Here is a 17,184-nt window from a genome sequence, read left to right on the forward strand (position 1 = left end):
CGCCTTTTTGCGTTTCCAACAGGAGCCCGCCCATGGCCAACAGCGAAGTACGCAGCGTCTGCCCCTATTGTGGCGTCGGCTGCGGCATCGTCATGAGCGTTGCCGATGGCAAGGTCAGCAAGGTCAGCGGTGACAAGCAGCACCCCAGCAACTTCGGCCGCCTCTGCACCAAAGGCCTTACCGCACACCTGCCGCTGACCGCCGCCGGGCGCATGGAGGACGCCTATGTGCGCCAGCAGCGTAACCAGCAGCCGGTGCGCTCCGGCATCGACCAGGCCATCGCCGAAACAGCCACTCGCTTGCGCGGCATCATCGACCAGCACGGCCCCGACGCGGTTGCGCTGTATGTGTCCGGGCAGATGTCGCTGGAGGCCCAGTACCTGGCCAACAAGCTGGCCAAGGGCTTTATCCGCACCCGCCATATCGAGTCCAACTCACGCCTGTGCATGGCCAGTGCCGGCAGCGGCTACAAATTGTCGCTCGGTGCAGACGGCCCCCCCGGGAGCTATCAGGACTTCGAGCACGCCGATGTGTTCCTGGTCATCGGTGCCAACATGGCCGACTGTCACCCGATCCTGTTCCTGCGCCTGCTCGACCGGGTCAAGGCCGGCGCCAAGCTGATCGTCGTCGACCCACGCCGCAGTGCCACCGCCGACAAGGCCGACCTGTTCCTGCAGGTGCGCCCCGGCAGTGACATGGCCTTGCTTAACGGCCTGTTGCACCTGCTGCACCGCAACGGCCACACCAACCCCGCCTTCATCGCCCGCTACACCGAAGGTTGGGACGAACTGCCAGCCTTTCTCGACGACTACACCCCCGAGCGCGTGGCCGCCATCACCGGGCTGGCCGAGGCCGACATCCTGAAGGCCGCGGAATGGATCGGCGGCGCCAGCAACTGGATGAGCTGCTGGACCATGGGCCTGAACCAGAGCATCCACGGTACCTGGCACAGCAATGCGATCTGCAACCTGCACCTGGCCACGGGCGCAATCTGCCAGCCCGGTAGCGGGCCGTTTTCGCTGACCGGCCAACCCAATGCGATGGGCGGTCGCGAGATGGGCTACATGGGCCCCGGCCTGCCGGGCCAGCGCTCGGCACTGGTGGCGGCTGACCGCGCTTTTGTCGAGCAGCAGTGGCAACTGGCATCGGGCAGCCTGCGCAGCGAAGGCGGCGAGGGTACGGTGGCGTTGTTCGAACAGCTGAAAGCCGGTGAAGTGAAAGCCTGCTGGATCATCTGCAGCAACCCGGTGGCCAGTGTCGCCAACCGCCAGCAAGTGATAGACGGCCTGCATCAGGCCGAACTGGTGATTACCCAGGACGCTTTCCTCGACACCGAAACCAACCGCTACGCCGATATCCTGCTGCCTGCCGCGCTGTGGGCCGAAGGCGAGGGCGTGATGATCAACAGCGAACGCAACCTCACCTTGATGCCGCGGGCCGTCGAACCGCCAGGGCAGAGCCTGCCCGACTGGCAGATCATCGCCCGGGTAGCCTGCGCCATGGGTTATCGCGAAGCCTTTGACTACCCCGATGCCGAGGCGGTGTATGAGGAAATCCGCCGCTTCCACAACCCTGCCACCGGCTACGATCTGCGTGGCATCGGTTATGCCGAACTGCGCCAGCATCCGCACCAGTGGCCTTGCGCGCCTGGCCGTGCCAGCGACCGCAGCCCCTTGCGCTACCTGAACGACGGCAGCAGCCAGGTGCTGTTCCACGATAGTGAGGGCGAGCGCCCGGCGCTGGCCTTTCCCACCGCCAGCGGCAAGGCCCGCTTCTTCGCCCGGCCTTGGTTGCCGGCACCCGAGTTGCCGGATCACGACTATCCCATGGTGTTGAATACCGGCCGTGTGCAGCACCAGTGGCACACCCTGACCAAGACCGGCAAGGTGCCGTCGCTGAACAAGCTGGAGCCCGGCCCCTTCGTTGAAATCCACCCCGAAGATGCCGCCCGGCTGGGCGTTGCTGAAAAAGACCAGGTGGCCATTCGCTCTCGTCGCGGCCGGGCCGTGCTGCCGGCACGCCTCAGCGACCGGGTCATGCCCGGCAACTGCTTTGCCCCGTTCCACTGGAACGACCTGATCGGCGAGCAACTGGCAATCAATGCCGTTACCTGCGATGCGGTCGACCCGTTGTCGCTGCAGCCCGCCTTCAAACACTGCGCCGTGGTCCTGGAGCGGGTCGCAGGCGAGCGTATCGAAGCCCTTGAACTGAATACTGCCATTGCGGAGCCAGCCCGTATGCCGACTGCCACCCTGTCTCGTCTGCTTGGCCTGCACACCCTGCCAGCCCCGGTGCTGGCCGAGGAAGAGCGTCATTACCTGCAAGGTTTCCTGCTGGGCCTGGAGCAGAGCCGTGCCGATGGCCTGCCCAGCCTGCCGGCCAGTGCACCGTTGGCAGCCAGCCGCCGGTTGTTCGTCGACGGCTTGCTGGCCGGTCTGTTTGCCCAGCCCGCGGCGTTGCCCGCTGCGGCGTTGTCGGCGCCACGGCATCAAGTGCTGTGGGCCTCGCAGACGGGTAACGGCGAGCTGTTGGCCGAGCGCTGTGCTGAACGCTTGCGCGGTGCCGGCCTGGACGTGCAGCTTAGTTGCATGGAGGCGGTCAGCCCGCGCCAGCTACAAGGCGCCGCCAGCGTGCTGCTGATCGCCAGCACGTTTGGCGATGGTGACGCGCCCGACAGCGCCGGGGCATTCTGGCAGGCGTTGCAGGGCGAGGAGGGCGCCCACTGCGCCGAGCTGCCCTATGCCGTGCTGGCCCTGGGCGACTCCACTTACGACCAGTTCTGCGGTTTTGGCCGCAAACTCGACCAGCGCCTGGCCGAGCTGGGTGGGCGGCGCTTGCTGCAACGGGTGGACTGCGAGCCCGACTTTGACGAAGCGTTCGCTGGCTGGCTCGAAGCGCTGCTGCCCTCGCTGGGTACTGCTGCCGAGCCACAACCGGTCAATGAGCCTGCACCGGTAGCGACCTATGGCAAGCAGCAACCCTGGGCCGCCACCTTGCTGGAAAACCGCCTGCTCAACGGGCCGGGTGCAAGCAAGGAAACCCGCCAACTGGTGTTTGACCTGAGCGGCAGCGGCTTCAGCTATTCAGCCGGTGATGCGCTGGGCGTGTGGCCGCGCAATTGCCCCGCCCTGGTGGGCGAACTGCTGGCGCTGATGCAGCTCGATGGCCAAGCCATGGTCGAGCTGAAGGGCCGGCCTGCCATGCCGCTGGCCGAAGCCCTGCAAGACCATCTGGAAATCGCCAAGGTCACCGCCCAGCAACTGCAGGCCTTCGCGGGTGCGGCCCCGGAGCTACAACGCCTGTTGCAGCCCGAATGCAAAGCCCAACTGCAGGACTGGCTGTGGGGCCGGCAGCTGGTCGATGTGTTGCGTGCGTTCCCCCAACAACTGCCGCTGGCCAGCTGGCTCGACCTGCTCAAGCCGTTGCAGCCGCGGCTTTACTCGATCAGCTCCAGCCCATTGGCGCATCCGGACCAGGTGCACCTGACCGTTTCCACCGTGCGCTACGGCGAGCGCAAAGGTGTGTGTTCAAGCTTCCTTGCCGACCGCGCCCAGGCGCTGAAGGTGGCCATCTTTCCGCAGTTGTCGAAGCACTTCCGGCTGCCCGAGGACGACAGCGTGCCGGTGATCATGGTTGGCCCGGGTACCGGCATTGCGCCGTTCCGTGCGTTTCTGGAAGAACGGGAAGCGCGGGGGGCGACAGGGGGAAATTGGCTGTTCTTTGGCGAGCAGTGCGCCGCTACCGACTTCTATTACCGGGAACAGTTACACGCCTGGCAGGCAAGCGGCCACCTACGGTTGGATACGGCGTTTTCACGCGATCAGCCTGAGAAGATCTATGTGCAGCAGCGCATGCGTGAGCAGGGCGCGCAGCTGTGGCAGTGGCTGGAGGCCGGTGCGTATTTTTATGTGTGCGGGGATGCCCAGCGCATGGCCAAGGATGTGGATGCGGCGTTGCGCGCGATCGTGGCTGAGCATAGCGGGATGGAAGCGGCGGCTGCTGCTGCCTACGTCGAAGGTTTGAACAAGGCCAAACGTTATCGGCGCGATGTGTACTGAGTGCACCGGGATGGGGAGTGATGCACTTGGAATGTGCACTTGCTGTGCTGGCCCTATCGCTGGCAAGCCAGCTCCCACAGGTATTCAACAAACCTGGAAACCTGTGGCGGCCCTTGTGGGAGCTGGCTTGCCAGCGATAGGGCCAGTACAGGAAAGAGGATTGGCACACTCCCTGCTAAACCCCAGATACAACAAAGCCCACTGATCAACGGCGATCAATCCGGGCCCCCTACCGTGATGAATACAGGCAAAGGCGCCTGGAGCTTCGGCTCCAGGCGCTTTTTTTTTGATCGAGGATCGGCTTATGAAGGCAACAGCGAGCAGCGGGCAACGAGAGCGACTGGTCATCGTCGGCAACGGCATGGTCGGCCACCACTGTGTCGAGCAACTGGTCAGCCGTGGCGCCTTGCAGCGCTTCGAGGTGCGGGTGTTCGGCGAAGAGCGCCAGCGCGCCTACGACCGCGTGCACCTGTCCGAGTACTTCGGCGGCAGCTGTGCCGAAACCCTGGCCCTGTGCGAGCACGACTTCTACACCGCCAATGGCGTGCACCTGCACCTCGGCGAGGCCGTGCTGACGATCGACCGCGAGCGCTGCGAGGTGGTTACCGCCGAAGGCCGCTATGGCTACGATCAGTTGGTGCTGGCCACCGGTTCCTACCCCTTCGTGCCGCCGATCGAAGGCTCCAGCGGCAACGCGTGTCTTGTCTACCGCACCCTCGACGACCTTGACGGCATCCGCGCCGCCGCTGTCAGTGCCCGCCGTGGCGTGGTGGTCGGCGGTGGCCTGCTCGGCCTGGAGGCCGCCAACGCGCTCAAGTCGCTGGGCCTGGAAGCCCATGTGGTGGAGTTCGCCCCACGCTTGATGCCGGTACAGCTGGACGGCGAGGGCGGTGCCGCGCTTAAGGCGCAGATCGAGGCGCTGGGCGTGGGCGTGCACCTGTCACGTGCCACCCAGTCGATCAGTGCGGGTGAAGCTTACCGCTACCGCATGAACTTCGACGGCGGTGAGCACCTGGAAACCGACCTGGTCGTGTTCTCTGCCGGTATTCGCCCGCAGGATGCCTTGGGCCGAGCCTGTGGCCTGGACATCGCCACGCGTGGCGGGGTCGTGATCGACAACCATTGCCGCAGCAGCGACCCACGCATCTTTGCCATTGGCGAGTGCGCTTCGTGGAACGGCAGCGTGTTCGGCCTGGTCGCCCCGGGCTACAGCATGGCGCGCAACCTGGCCGCGTTGCTGATGGGGGAAGCGGCGGTTGCGTTCACCGGCGCCGACATGTCCACCAAGCTCAAGTTGCTGGGCGTGGATGTCGGCTCGATTGGCGATGCCCATGGCGCCACGCCAGGTGCGCGCAGCTACCGCTTTATCGACGAAGCCAACAGCGCCTACCGCCGGCTGGTGGTGGATGCCAGCGGCAAGCATGTGCTCGGTGCGGTGCTGGTGGGTGACAACAGCTACTACGACACCCTGCTGCAATACGCCCAGAACGGCATCGCCCTGCCGGCCGACCCAGCCGCGCTGATTCTGCCGCAAGGGGGTGGCGCGCCGGCGTTGGGCGCCGATGCACTGCCAGACAGCGCAACCATCTGCTCCTGCCACAACGTCAGCAAAGGCGCGGTTTGCGCTGCCATCGACAGCGGGTGCAGCGACCTTGCTGCGGTCAAGGGCTGCACCAAGGCCGCCACCGGTTGCGGGGGGTGTGCGGCACTGCTGAAGCAGGTGTTCGAGCACGAACTGACCGCCCGTGGTGTTGCGGTAGACAAGAGCCTGTGCGAACACTTCGGCTACACCCGCCAGGAACTGTACGGGCTGGTGCGCGTGGAAGGTATCCGTACCTTCAGCGAACTGCTCGAACGGCACGGCAAGGGCCACGTAGGCTGTGACATCTGCAAGCCGGCCGTGGGCAACATCCTCGCCTCGTGCTGGAACCAGCCGATCATGGACCCGGCATTGGTGCCCCTGCAGGACACCAACGACACCTTCATGGCCAACATGCAGAAGAACGGCACCTACTCGGTGGTGCCGCGTATCCCCGGCGGTGAAATCACCCCCGACAAGCTCATCGTCATCGGCCAGGTGGCGAAGAAGTACGACCTGTATACCAAGATCACCGGGGGCCAGCGCATCGACCTGTTTGGCGCCCAGTTGCACGAACTGCCACTGATCTGGGGCGAGCTGATCGAGGCTGGCTTCGAAACCGGCCACGCCTACGGCAAGTCGACCCGCACGGTAAAGTCGTGCGTCGGCAGCACCTGGTGCCGCTACGGTGTGCAGGACAGTGTCGGCATGGCCCTGCGCCTGGAAGACCGCTACAAGGGCCTGCGCAGCCCGCACAAGCTCAAGTTCGCCGTTTCGGGCTGCACCCGTGAATGCGCCGAAGCGCAGAGCAAGGACATTGGCGTGATCGCCACCGACAAGGGCTGGAACCTGTATGTGTGCGGCAACGGCGGCATGCGCCCGCGCCATGCCGAACTGTTCGCCACCGACCTGGACGACGAGACGCTGGTACGCCTGATCGACCGCGTGCTGATGTTCTACATCCGCACGGCCGACAAGCTGCAACGCACCTCGGTGTGGCGCGAGAACCTGGAAGGTGGGTTGGACTATCTGAAACAGGTGGTCATCGACGACAGCCTGGGCCTGGCCAGCGAGCTGGAGGCGCAGATGCAGCATGTGGTCGACCAGTACGAGTGCGAATGGGCCAACGCCCTCAACGACCCGGAAAAACTCAAGCGCTTCCGCACGTTCGTCAATGATCGGCGTGCCGACCCGGACGTGCACTTCGTGCGCGAACGCGAACAACGCCGGCCCGCTGCACCGCTGCACCTGATCCCTACTGTCGAGGAGGCTGTCTGATGAACCTGTCCAATGCTGCTGTGAAAACCCGTGAAAACTGGCAGCCCGTGTGCCAGGCGCAAGACCTGGTTGCCGATTCCGGCGTGGTGGTGTGGCTGGACGGGGCCCAGGTGGCGCTGTTCTACCTGCCGGGGCAGGCCCAGCCGCTGTACGCGGTAGACAACCGCGATCCGCGTTCTGGCGCCAACATCATTGGCCGCGGGCTGGTGGGCAGTGTGCAGGGCGAGCTGGTGGTGGCGGCGCCGCTGTACAAGCAGCATTTCAGCCTGCAGAGCGGGGCGTGCCTGGAGGATGCCGGGCAGCGGTTGCGGGTGTGGCCGGTGCGGTTGAATGATGGGGCGGTGGAGTTGGCAGTCGCCTGACATTCATCTGCTGCCTGTCCCGGCCCTTTCGCGGGCTTGCCCGCTCCCACAGGAACCGCACAGAATTCCAATCCTGTGCAGTACCTGTGGGAGCGGGCAAGCCCGCGAAGAGGCCGGCACGGGCGGCTCAGATAACCAACCCCTGCGGCGTGCGCCCGGCAAACACATCCACCAGGCTGGCTACCACCATCTCGCCCATGCGCGTGCGCGTCTGCACCGTGGCACTGGCCCGGTGGGGCTGCAGCACTACATCCTCACGCTCGAACAGTGCCTCTGGCGCACGCGGCTCATCGGCAAACACATCCAGCGCCGCGCCTGCGATCTCGCTGGCCTCCAGTGCCGCGATCAACGCTGGCTCATCCACCAGCTTGCCGCGCGCGATGTTGATCAGATACCCCTCGGCGCCCAACGCTCGCAGCACCTCGCGATTGATCAGCGCCTCGCCCTTGTCCGCCGCTGCCGCGAGGATCAATGCATCGCTGTCCTTGGCCAACTGCAGCAGGTCTGCCTCGAATCCGTAGGGCACATCCAGCGCCTGCAGATCGGTGTAGCGAATCGGGCACCCAAACGCCGCCGCCCGCTGTGCCACCGCGCGACCCACCCGGCCCATGCCGACGATGCCCACACGCATGCCCGAAACCTGCCGGGCCAGAGGCAACGGTGCCAGCGGCGTGGCACTGGTGGCCCAATGGCCGGCGCGGACGAAGCGGTCACCGGTGCAAATCCCCCGGCACAAGCCGATCAACAGGCCCATGGCGAGGTCCGCGACGTCCTCGGTGAGGGCACCGATGGTCGCCGTCACCTGAATGCCGCGGTCGCGGGCATAGGCCAGGTCTACCGCGTCGGTGCCAACGCCATTGACCGCGATCACTTCGAGGTTGGGCAAGCGTGCCATCAGCGCCTGGCTGATGCCGGTGTGACCACCGGTGATCACGCCGCGAATGTTGCCGGCGTGTTGGCTGACATAGGCATCCTTGTCGGCCTGTTCGTAGTAGCGGTGTACGGTGAACAGCTGCTCCAGGCGCTCACGGATTTGCGGGATGAGGATCGGGCTAAGTTGCAGGACTTCTGGTTTCATGGGGCACTCCATCAGGAACAGGTCAGCCACGGCCAACGAACGGCATGTTGCTGGCCATCACGGTCATGTTCAGTACGTTGGCGTCCAGCGGCAGCGCGGCGATGTAGCGCACAGCGTCGGCCACATGGCGCACGTCGAGCATCGGTTCGGCGGCGATTTCGCCATTGGCCTGGCGTACGCCACGGGTCATCCGCTCGGAAAGTTCGGTCAGGGCATTGCCGATGTCTACCTGGCTGCAGACGATGTTGTAAGGCCGCCCATCCAGCGCCAGGGCTTTGGTCAAGCCCAGCACCGCATGTTTGCTGGCGGTGTAGGGCGCCGTGAACGGGCGCGGGGTGTGTGCCGAGATCGAGCCGTTGTTGATGATCCGCCCGCCTTGCGGTTGTTGGCGTCGCATCAGGCCGAAAGCGGCGCGGGCGCAAAGAAACACACCATCCACGTTGGTAGCGATCACGTTGCGCCAGTTCTCCAGCGGCAGTTCGTCGACCGGCACGGCGGGGGCATTGATGCCGGCATTGTTGAAGATGATGTCGAGGCGGCCATGTACCTCCTCGATGGTGGCAAACAGCTGCGCGACGCTCTGTTCGTCGCGTACGTCAGTGGCTACGGCCAGGGCTTCACCGCCCGCTGCCTGTGCCTGTTCGACCACCGCTTGCAGCGGCTCCAGACGGCGCCCGGCAAGGACCAGGCTGAAGCCGTCTTCCAGCAGGGCGAGGGCAACGGCGCGGCCGATGCCACTGCCTGCGCCGGTGACCAAGGCGATTTTCTTGTTCTGGTTCATCGTGTTACTCCAAGGGGATCAGGCAGCGTTGGCGGCTTGTGCGGCAGGCTTGGGGCCGACGTGCAAGTGCATTTCGCCGATACCATCGATGCCGGCGTGAAGGGTGTCGCCCGGGTTCAGCGGCGCCACGCCGGGCGGGCTGCCGGTCATGATCAGGTCGCCCGGGCGTAGCGGCAGCTGGCGTGACAGCCGGCTGATGACTTCGGCCAATGCCCAGGTCTGCTGGCTCAGGTGTGCACGCTGGCGCTCATGGCCATTGACTTGCAGCCACAACGCCGCATCCAGCGGCCATGCGCATTCGCTGGCGGGAACGATGGCGGTCATCGGTGCCGATGCTTCGAATACCTTGGCAGCTTCCCACGGCAGCCCTTCGGCCTTGGCCTTGCGCTGGTGATCGCGGCGGGTCAGGTCAAGCCCGGCGGCAAAGCCGAACACGTGCTCCAGGGCCTGTTCCGGGGCAATGTCGGCACCACCCTTGGCGATGGCCGCGACCAGTTCGATCTCGTGGCAGAACTCGTCGGTCTGCGGCGGGAAGGGCAGTTCGCCCGTTGCCTCGACCACGTTGCTTGCCGGTTTCATGAAGAACACCGGTTCGCAGGGGGCAGGGCCGTAGGTTTCAGGCCAGGGATAGTTGCGGCCCAGGCAGAACACGCGGCCAACCGGGAAGCGCATGTCGCTGCCGCGGATGGGCAGGCTGACGATGGCCGGTGGGCTGAACAGGTAACTCATGGGGTGACTCCTTCGTGCTGGAGTGGCCAGCCTAGCCAGAGGCTGGCTGGCAAAGTTGGACAAAAGCGGGGTTGGGTTGGACTATCCAAGTAACCTGCACCGGCCCTATCGCCGGCAAGCCAGCTCCCACAGGTGCACCACAGGTCTGGGCAACTGTGCAGTCCCTGTGGGAGCGGGCGTGCCCGCGAAGAGGCCGGTACTGACTATGCATCTCTCGGCTCAGGCAGCAGTCTTCAGCTCAATGCGATACAGCTTGCCCAGCAGCAGCGAATACGAAAGGGTGCCCATCAGGGCCACGCCACCGATGAACCAGAACGCCATGGCGAACGAGCCACTGGCATGCACGATTGCGCCAATCACGATCGGCGTGACGATGCCGCCGATGTTTGCCGCCAGGCTGGTGACCCCGCCGGTCAGGCCGATCAGTTGCCTGGGCGCCACTTCCGAGACCGCCGCCCACGAAGACGAGGCGATGCCCTGGGCAAAGAACGCCAGGGTGAGAATGGCGATGCACAGCACGTTGGAGTCGGTGAAGTTCACCAGCACGATCGACATGCCCAGCATCGAGCCCACCACCAGCGGCAGCTTGCGTGCAAACGACAGCGAGTAGCCCTTGCGGATAAGCAGGTCAGAGACGATGCCCGCCAGCAGGATGCCGACCGTTGCGCCAATGAACGGCATCACGGCGAAGATGCCGACCTTGATCAAGGTGAGCTGGCGTTCTTCGATCAGGTAAGTAGGGAACCAGGTGAGGAAGAAATACAGCGCCGAGGTGCTTGCGAACTTGCCCAGGCAGATGGCCCATACCTGGCGGTAGCGGAACAGTTCGGCCACCTGGCGCCAGTCGAAGCGGGTACGTTCCTGGCTGCTTTTGACCAGGCCACCGCCGCTCTCGATATAGGCCAGTTCTTCCTTGCTGACCTTCTTGCAGTTCAGCGGGTCACGGTAAAGGAACAGCCACACCACGCCGAACAGGATGCCGACCACGCCGGTGCTGTAGAACACGTGCCGCCAGTCGTAGGTGGTTGCCAGCCACAACAGGGCACCGGTGAACAGTGCAGTGCCCAGGTATTGGCCGCACACGTAGATGCTGCTGGCCATGCCGCGTTCACGCGCCGGGAACCATACCGTCACCGCACGGCTGTTGGCGGGGAAGGCCGGGGCCTCCATGGCACCGACGGCAAGGCGCAAACCGAACAGCGAGGTAAAACCACTGGCCAGGCCCTGAGCCACGGTCACCGCCGACCAGCTGATCAGCGACACGCCATAGGTCAGGCGCGAGCCGAAGCGGTCGGCGATGAAGCCGGCCGGTACCAGCGCCAGGGCGTAGGTCCAGGCAAAGGCAGAGAAAATCAGCCCCATCTCCACTTTGTCCAGGCCCAGGTCCTTGGCCATGAAGGGGGCGGCGATCGAGATATTCACCCGGTCGACGTAGTTGATGATGGTCGCCACCAGCAGCAGCGACAGCATGAACCAGCGGCGCCGGGTGGGCAGGCGCTGGGCAGGGGCCGCGTCCAGCGCGTACGACGACGCTGCGCGGGGGGTAGGCGTGCTCGACATGAGTCGACCTCGTTTGTTGTTGTTGGTTGAGGTTGGGCTGCAGTCCCGTGACTAGGGTGGTCGTACAACGGTTTGAACGCAATGCGGGGGTTAGACCGTTTTTGCACCGGATGGAGGGGGATGCGTGCGCTGTCCAAAAGAACCCGGGCACAGGGTTTTGTCTTGAATACTTGCTGTGTATCGCGTTTTCAGTGGGCTGTGACGAATTGCGGTTGCGTCTTTTTTTGGAGTCGCGTTTAAATTAAGACATCGTACAACTGGCTGTCTGTTTACCGGAGTTTGCCATGCCACCCAAGCGCGAGGTCCCGACCTACGTCATGCAGCAGCGCAGCGAGCTGATGGATTTCCACATCCGCGACCAGCGCGGGCGACCGGCCGAAACCGCGCCGCACCGTCACGAGTACTTCCAGGTCCAGATCAACCTGGGCGGGGACACGGTGCAGCACATCGGCAGCGTGCAACGCCCTTTCAAGCGCAACACGCTGGCCTTCATCCTGCCGCATCGGGTGCATGTGATCCCGCATCCGGCCGACAGCGATTTCGTGGTGATCAATTTTTCCCAGACATTCCTGTTGCCACACCTGGATTGCGACCCGATGGACCTGGAAGAGGTCTCGGTCCTGCAAGCCCCGGAGCTGTCACCGTTCCGCTTTCAGGAGCACCTGGATTTTTGCCTGGAAGACGCCGATTTCGCCGAGGTGTTGCAACTGCTCGAGCGCATGCGTGCACTGGACGCCAACCGCCGCTTCGGCAGCCGGGAGGTGCTCAAGGGCCTGCTGTTGCAGCTGATTGGCCAGGTGTGCGGCTTGTATGCCGAACCGTTGCGCATCCTGGCAGATGGCAACGCTGCGCAACTGAGCCGCCGGGCCGCGTTGAACCGCATGAGCGAGTACTTGCGCCGGCACATCGACGACCCCGACCTGAACCTGCAGAAAGTGGCCGCCGCCACCTACCTGTCCCCCACTTACCTGACCCACTGGCTGCGCAAGGAGATCGGCAAGACGTTCAGTGAGCTGGTGCTGGAGCGACGCATGCATACCGCACGCAACTACCTGCTCAATGGCAGCCGGCCGGTAGGTGAGGTGGCGCGTTTGTGCGGGTTTGCCGACGAGGCTTATTTCTCGCGGCGCTTCCGTCAGATTCATGGCCTGCCGCCAGGGCAGTTCCGCCGCCAGCAACGCGACCCGGATACGCCGCAGGTAGCGATGCGTTAAGCTTGGCGCATGAACCTCGACACCCGCATCAAGTACCGCCACCTGCTGTGCTTCCTGGAGATTGCCCGGCAGGGCAGCCTGGCCAGGGCTGCCGACGTGCTCGCCATCAGCCAGCCGGCCATTTCCAAAACCCTTAAAGAACTCGAAGACCTGCTGGAAACGCGCCTGTTCGCCCGTAGCCGCCAGGGCGTCGAGTTGACCCCGGCCGGCACGCGTTTCATGCGCTATGCCGGGCCCAGCGTGCAGGCCCTGCGCGATGGCGTCAGCAGCTTGCGCGGCGAGGCGCGGGCGCCGTCGCAGGTGCGCATAGGTGTGCTGTCCACGGTCGAAGGCCTGCTCATGCCCGAGGTGCTGTGCCGCCTGCACCAGCGCCATGAAGCGCTGGTGATCAGCGTGGTCACCGGCATCAGCGCACAGCTGCTTGGCCAACTGCGCCTGGGCGAACTGGAGCTGGTGGTCGGTCGAATGACCGACAGCCCACAGATCCAGGGCCTGTCGTTCGAGCATTTGTACAGCGAGTCGATGAGCCTGGTGGTGCGCCCGGGCCACCCGTTGCTGGCCGCCACGCCGGTCGAGCGAGCCCAGGTGGGCCGTTACCCGTTGGTGTTGCCACCGGCAGGCACCACCATCCGCCAGCATGCCGACAGCCTGTTCGTGCAATGCGGCATCCAGATGCCAGCGCAGCGCCTGGAAACCCTGTCGCTGGCGTTGAGCCGGCGCTACCTGCTAGGCAGCGATGCGCTGTGGGTGGCGCCCCGCGATGCGGTGCTGCTCGACCTGCGCCGTGGCGAACTGGTCGAGCTCGACCTGGGCGTGCGCGAGCCGGGCGGCTCGGTTGGTATCTGTCGCAATGCCGCTTTGCCGCAAAGCCTGCCGGGGCAGTGGGTGTGCGAGGTGCTGCGCGAGGTAGCGGGGCAGTACCGTGAAGGTCACTACCCTTGATGGCTGGCCTTTCAGAAGCCAACGAAATAAATCCCCCGCAAAACCGGGCAAAAGCGGCACAACGGGTCAATACTGGCCAATGGCTGCAAACGCTCGGATGAATATCCGTTCAAGTACTGAACTTACTTACCAAAACCTGCTCTTATGCCGGTAGCCATGGGTTGGGGACGCCTGATAAGCTCGCGGCTTCTACCCTGATTGCCCTTATGGCGCATGAACAAGGAAATTACATGAAACAGCATCGTTTGGCGGCTGCGGTTGCCCTGGTTGGCCTGGTACTGGCTGGCTGTGATCAACAGGCCAGCAGCCCCGAGCTGAAGACTCCGTCGCAGAAAGCCTCCTACGGCATCGGCCTGAACATGGGCAAGAGCCTGGCTCAGGAAGGCATGGAAGACCTTGATTCCAAAGCCGTTGCCCTCGGCATCGAAGACGCCGTTGGTAAAAAGGAACAGCGCATCAAGGACGAAGAGCTGGTAGAGGCCTTTACCGCGTTGCAGAAGCGTGCCGAAGAACGCCTGGCCAAGGCCAGCGAAGAAGCCGCCTCCGCCGGCAAGAAGTTCCTCGAAGAAAACGCCAAGAAGCCAGGCGTGGTCACCACTGCCTCGGGCCTGCAGTACGAAGTGGTGAAGAAGGCCGACGGCCCGCAGCCCAAGCCAACCGACGTGGTCACTGTCCACTACGAAGGCAAGCTGATCGATGGCAAGGTGTTCGACAGCTCCGTCGAGCGCGGCAGCCCGATCGACCTGCCGGTCAGCGGCGTGATCCCGGGTTGGGTCGAAGGCCTGCAGCTGATGCACGTTGGCGAGAAGTACAAGTTGTTCATCCCGGCTGAACTGGCCTATGGCGCACAGAGCCCAAGCCCGCTGATCCCGGCCAACTCGGTTCTGGTGTTTGACCTGGAACTGATCGCCATCAAGGATCCGGCCCAGCTGCAAGGCGCCGAGCCTGAAGCCGAGGCCCCGGCCGAAGCACCTGCTGAAGCCCCTGCCAAGTAACACTGGCTGGTACTCGCAAAACGCCCCGTCCTGACGGGGCGTTTTCATTTGTGGCGATTGGACGAACCTGAAACAGCTGATACTGTCCGAGGAAATGCAGCTTGCAGGTGTAGGATGTTTCTGGCGCAAATCGTTTGCGGCCAGGTACCCTCGGCTTGAAACGGCTGTGTAAAAAACGCCCGATCTGACCGGGGCCCTTGCCTGGCAGGCACCGGAGGTCAGAAACGTGGCCCTGTTCACAAGGTTATCCACAATAAATGTGGATAACCTGTTCCGCCTGGAGGCTCCATGAGCGCACCTTGGAATTTTGCCCGCTTCCTGCCCTTGGCCGAGCGTTTGCTCAGCCGTGGTCGGCTGCCGGCCCTGTTGTTTGCAGTGGCGCGCAAAGGCCCGCGTATCGGCCAACTGCGCGAGGATGTGAAACTGCTGCAGTCGTTGTGCCTGGCGTGGTGGCGCGGCGAATACCGCGCCATCAGCCCCAAGGCCTTGGTCACCATCGTGGCCGGCCTGTTGTATTTCGTCAGCCCGATCGATGCCATCCCTGACTGGTTGCTGGGCGTGGGCTTCCTTGATGACATTGCGGTGCTTGGCTGGGTGCTGAAGACCGTGGCCGACGAACTGGCACGCTTCAAGGCTTGGCGCGACAGCCAGGCGCCAGAACGGCTACGCGTGGTAGAGCGCCTGCCTGCCAGCCAGGAAGTGCTGCAACTGGAGCGTAATACCCATTGAAAACAGCCTGAACCGCAGCTCAACCGGACAGACCCCGGAGTTGGTAATATAATTGGCATAAGGGTTATGCCTACGGATTACATGCTGTAATCCTTTTTAAAGGGGTTTGTAATGGGTATTCAGGTCATCAGCCGGGACGGTCAACCCGAGTACGCAGTCGTTCCCTGGGAGCAGTACCAGGCTCTGCTCAAGGCCGCAGGGCAGGCGCCTGCCGAGGCAGCTGTCAGCGAACAGGCCGCCGCCGCCGTTGCGCCGTTACCGGCGTTCAGTGAAGTTGCACAGATTCGCCAGGCCAAGGGCATTGCGCCTGAGCAACTGGCGCGTAATGTCGGGGTGAGCCCGGCTTATCTGGCCATGATCGAGTCAGGCGAGCGCCAGCCGGATGCAGCCATCCGCCGCGCCCTGGCCTGGCACCTGGGGGTGGCTGGCTGGAGCGAGCCATCATGAGCCAGGTCAGGATCAGCCGTCAGCACTGGGATAACCTGCTGGGCGAGCTTGACCTGGCCCGTCGTCAACGTCACTTGCTGACCTACCGAGCGCTGATCGAGCGTTTGCAGCTGCCCAGCCCGGCCATGCAGACGCTGACCGCCGCGCTGGAATACCTGGCGGTGCTGGATGCCCGTGCCGAGCAGCCGTTGCGCAGCTCGCTGGTGATCAGCCAAGGCGCCAGCCGCTTGCCGCGTACCGGCTTTTTTGAATGTGTCGAACGGCTGGGGCGGTTTGCCGGGCCGGTGGATGGCATGGAGGCCGCGTCGTGGCATGCTTCCGAGGTGGTTCGGGTGTTCGAGTACAGCTACCCCGAAACAGCCTGATGGGTTGCTTGTTCCGGCCCTATCGCCGGCAAGCCAGCTCCCACAGGTACCGCACAAAGCTCAAGATGTGTGGTGATCCTGTGGGAGCTGGCTTGCCGGCGATAGGGCCAGCACAGGCAACGCATCCCTGTGAATCAAGCCACAAACCCTGCCATCCACATCCCGCACCTCCAATGCATCCAGGTGCTGATACCGGCCAAACAATTCCAGCAACTGCCCGATCGTGGCATCAAGCCGCACCGTTGGCTGTTCAGCCGGCGGCACGTTCATCAGCGCCGGTAACTGCCGGCTCTGATGCACCCCCAACTCCTGCGGCCGCCCCAGCAAGTAGCCCTGCACCAGGTCCACCCCCATCTCCCTCAGCACCAGCAGCTCGTCTGCCAACTCGATCCCTTCGGCAATCACCTGCGCCTTCGACGCGCGGGCAATCTGCAAAATCGAACCCACGAACTCGCGCTTGAGCGGGTCGCGGTGAATGCCGTCGATGAAGTGCCGATCGATTTTCACGTATTCGGGGCGTAGTTCCGACCACAGGCGCAAGCTGGAATAACCCGCCCCCAAGTCATCGATGGCAATCGAAAAGCCCATGTCGCGATAGTGGTGCAGGGCGTTTGAAAGCAACTGGAAGTCGTCGGTTGGGGTGTGTTCGGTCAGCTCGATCACCACCCGGCTAGGCGGCAGGCCGACCTGTTCCAGCAGTTTCAGGGTCTGGCCGGAGGGGTAGTGGGGCTCCAGCAGCGATTCAGGCGAGATGTTGAGAAACAGCTTGCCCTGCAACTGCTGCTCGCTGAAGCGCCGGCAGGCGCTTTCCCGGCAGGCGGCTTCCAGTTCGGTCAGGCGGCCGGCCTGGCGGGCGATGGTAAACAGGTTCAGTGGCGCGTGCAGCGGGCTGTTTGACGGGCCACGGCTCAGCGCCTCATGGCCGAATACCCGCTGCTCGCTCAGGCACATGATCGGCTGGAACAGACTGTGAATGCTACGTTGAGCCAGAATGGCACTCAAGGCGCTGAGCTGTTCGGCAACGGTCATGACGTATTCCTGAAAATGAAAGGGCCGGGCATCTGCAT

Annotated in this window: 14 protein-coding genes; 9 read left to right on the forward strand and 5 right to left on the reverse strand. The window is 64.0% G+C overall.

Annotation, left to right across the window (positions count from 1 at the left end; all coding sequences use genetic code 11):
- Window positions 1-32: 32 nt before the first annotated feature.
- The 3 genes from ACFY9W_RS01635 (at window position 33) to nirD (ending at window position 7,277) form a co-directional block, all read left to right on the forward strand.
- Complete coding sequence (locus ACFY9W_RS01635; protein WP_391124860.1) at window positions 33-4,058, forward strand: molybdopterin-dependent oxidoreductase; 4,026 nt, start codon at window positions 33-35, stop codon at window positions 4,056-4,058.
- 304 nt (window positions 4,059-4,362) lie between these two features.
- Window positions 4,363-6,915: a nitrite reductase large subunit NirB gene (nirB, locus tag ACFY9W_RS01640; RefSeq protein ID WP_391124863.1), complete on the forward strand. Its 2,553-nt coding sequence runs from the start codon at window positions 4,363-4,365 to the stop codon at window positions 6,913-6,915.
- Window positions 6,915-7,277, forward strand: a complete 363-nt coding sequence (nirD, locus tag ACFY9W_RS01645) for a nitrite reductase small subunit NirD (protein ID WP_391124866.1) — start codon at window positions 6,915-6,917, stop codon at window positions 7,275-7,277. The genes nirB and nirD overlap by 1 nt, the downstream gene beginning before the upstream one ends.
- Before the next feature lie 127 nt (window positions 7,278-7,404).
- Here the strand turns inward: nirD and ACFY9W_RS01650 are convergent, their stop codons facing one another.
- The 4 genes from ACFY9W_RS01650 to ACFY9W_RS01665 form a co-directional block, all read right to left on the reverse strand.
- Window positions 7,405-8,355 (reverse strand): NAD(P)-dependent oxidoreductase, encoded by a 951-nt coding sequence (locus ACFY9W_RS01650; protein ID WP_391124869.1) that lies wholly within the window; start codon window positions 8,353-8,355, stop codon window positions 7,405-7,407.
- Between the two features lie 22 nt (window positions 8,356-8,377).
- On the reverse strand, window positions 8,378-9,136 hold the full coding sequence (locus tag ACFY9W_RS01655) for an SDR family NAD(P)-dependent oxidoreductase (RefSeq protein WP_391124872.1): 759 nt from the start codon (window positions 9,134-9,136) through the stop codon (window positions 8,378-8,380).
- Between the two features lie 18 nt (window positions 9,137-9,154).
- Window positions 9,155-9,865, reverse strand: coding sequence for a fumarylacetoacetate hydrolase family protein (locus ACFY9W_RS01660; RefSeq protein WP_391124874.1), 711 nt, complete (start codon window positions 9,863-9,865; stop codon window positions 9,155-9,157).
- A gap of 219 nt (window positions 9,866-10,084) precedes the next feature.
- Window positions 10,085-11,425 (reverse strand): MFS transporter, encoded by a 1,341-nt coding sequence (locus ACFY9W_RS01665; protein ID WP_119371020.1) that lies wholly within the window; start codon window positions 11,423-11,425, stop codon window positions 10,085-10,087.
- Window positions 11,426-11,709: 284 nt separating this feature from the next.
- Between ACFY9W_RS01665 and ACFY9W_RS01670 the strand changes: the two genes are divergently transcribed.
- From ACFY9W_RS01670 to ACFY9W_RS01695, 6 genes are all read left to right on the forward strand, one after another.
- Window positions 11,710-12,639 carry a helix-turn-helix domain-containing protein gene (locus ACFY9W_RS01670; RefSeq protein WP_391124878.1) on the forward strand — a complete coding sequence of 310 codons (930 nt, stop codon included), beginning with the start codon at window positions 11,710-11,712 and terminating at the stop codon, window positions 12,637-12,639.
- Between the two features lie 9 nt (window positions 12,640-12,648).
- Window positions 12,649-13,581, forward strand: a complete 933-nt coding sequence (gene pcaQ, locus ACFY9W_RS01675) for a pca operon transcription factor PcaQ (protein ID WP_391124881.1) — start codon at window positions 12,649-12,651, stop codon at window positions 13,579-13,581.
- A 230-nt stretch (window positions 13,582-13,811) separates the two neighbouring features.
- Window positions 13,812-14,576: an FKBP-type peptidyl-prolyl cis-trans isomerase gene (locus tag ACFY9W_RS01680; RefSeq protein WP_391124884.1), complete on the forward strand. Its 765-nt coding sequence runs from the start codon at window positions 13,812-13,814 to the stop codon at window positions 14,574-14,576.
- Window positions 14,577-14,864: 288 nt separating this feature from the next.
- Window positions 14,865-15,305, forward strand: coding sequence for a DUF1232 domain-containing protein (locus ACFY9W_RS01685; protein WP_391124887.1), 441 nt, complete (start codon window positions 14,865-14,867; stop codon window positions 15,303-15,305).
- 111 nt (window positions 15,306-15,416) lie between these two features.
- Complete coding sequence (locus ACFY9W_RS01690; RefSeq protein WP_391124889.1) at window positions 15,417-15,752, forward strand: helix-turn-helix domain-containing protein; 336 nt, start codon at window positions 15,417-15,419, stop codon at window positions 15,750-15,752.
- Window positions 15,749-16,117 (forward strand): hypothetical protein, encoded by a 369-nt coding sequence (locus tag ACFY9W_RS01695; protein ID WP_016501064.1) that lies wholly within the window; start codon window positions 15,749-15,751, stop codon window positions 16,115-16,117. The genes ACFY9W_RS01690 and ACFY9W_RS01695 overlap by 4 nt, the downstream gene beginning before the upstream one ends.
- Window positions 16,118-16,177: 60 nt before the next feature.
- Here ACFY9W_RS01695 and ACFY9W_RS01700 read toward each other — a convergent pair whose 3' ends face one another.
- Window positions 16,178-17,146, reverse strand: coding sequence for an EAL domain-containing protein (locus ACFY9W_RS01700; protein WP_391124893.1), 969 nt, complete (start codon window positions 17,144-17,146; stop codon window positions 16,178-16,180).
- Window positions 17,147-17,184: the final 38 nt, after the last annotated feature.

Source organism: Pseudomonas sp. NPDC008258 (assembly GCF_042956345.1).
In the GTDB taxonomy this organism is placed as follows: Bacteria; Pseudomonadota; Gammaproteobacteria; order Pseudomonadales; family Pseudomonadaceae; genus Aquipseudomonas.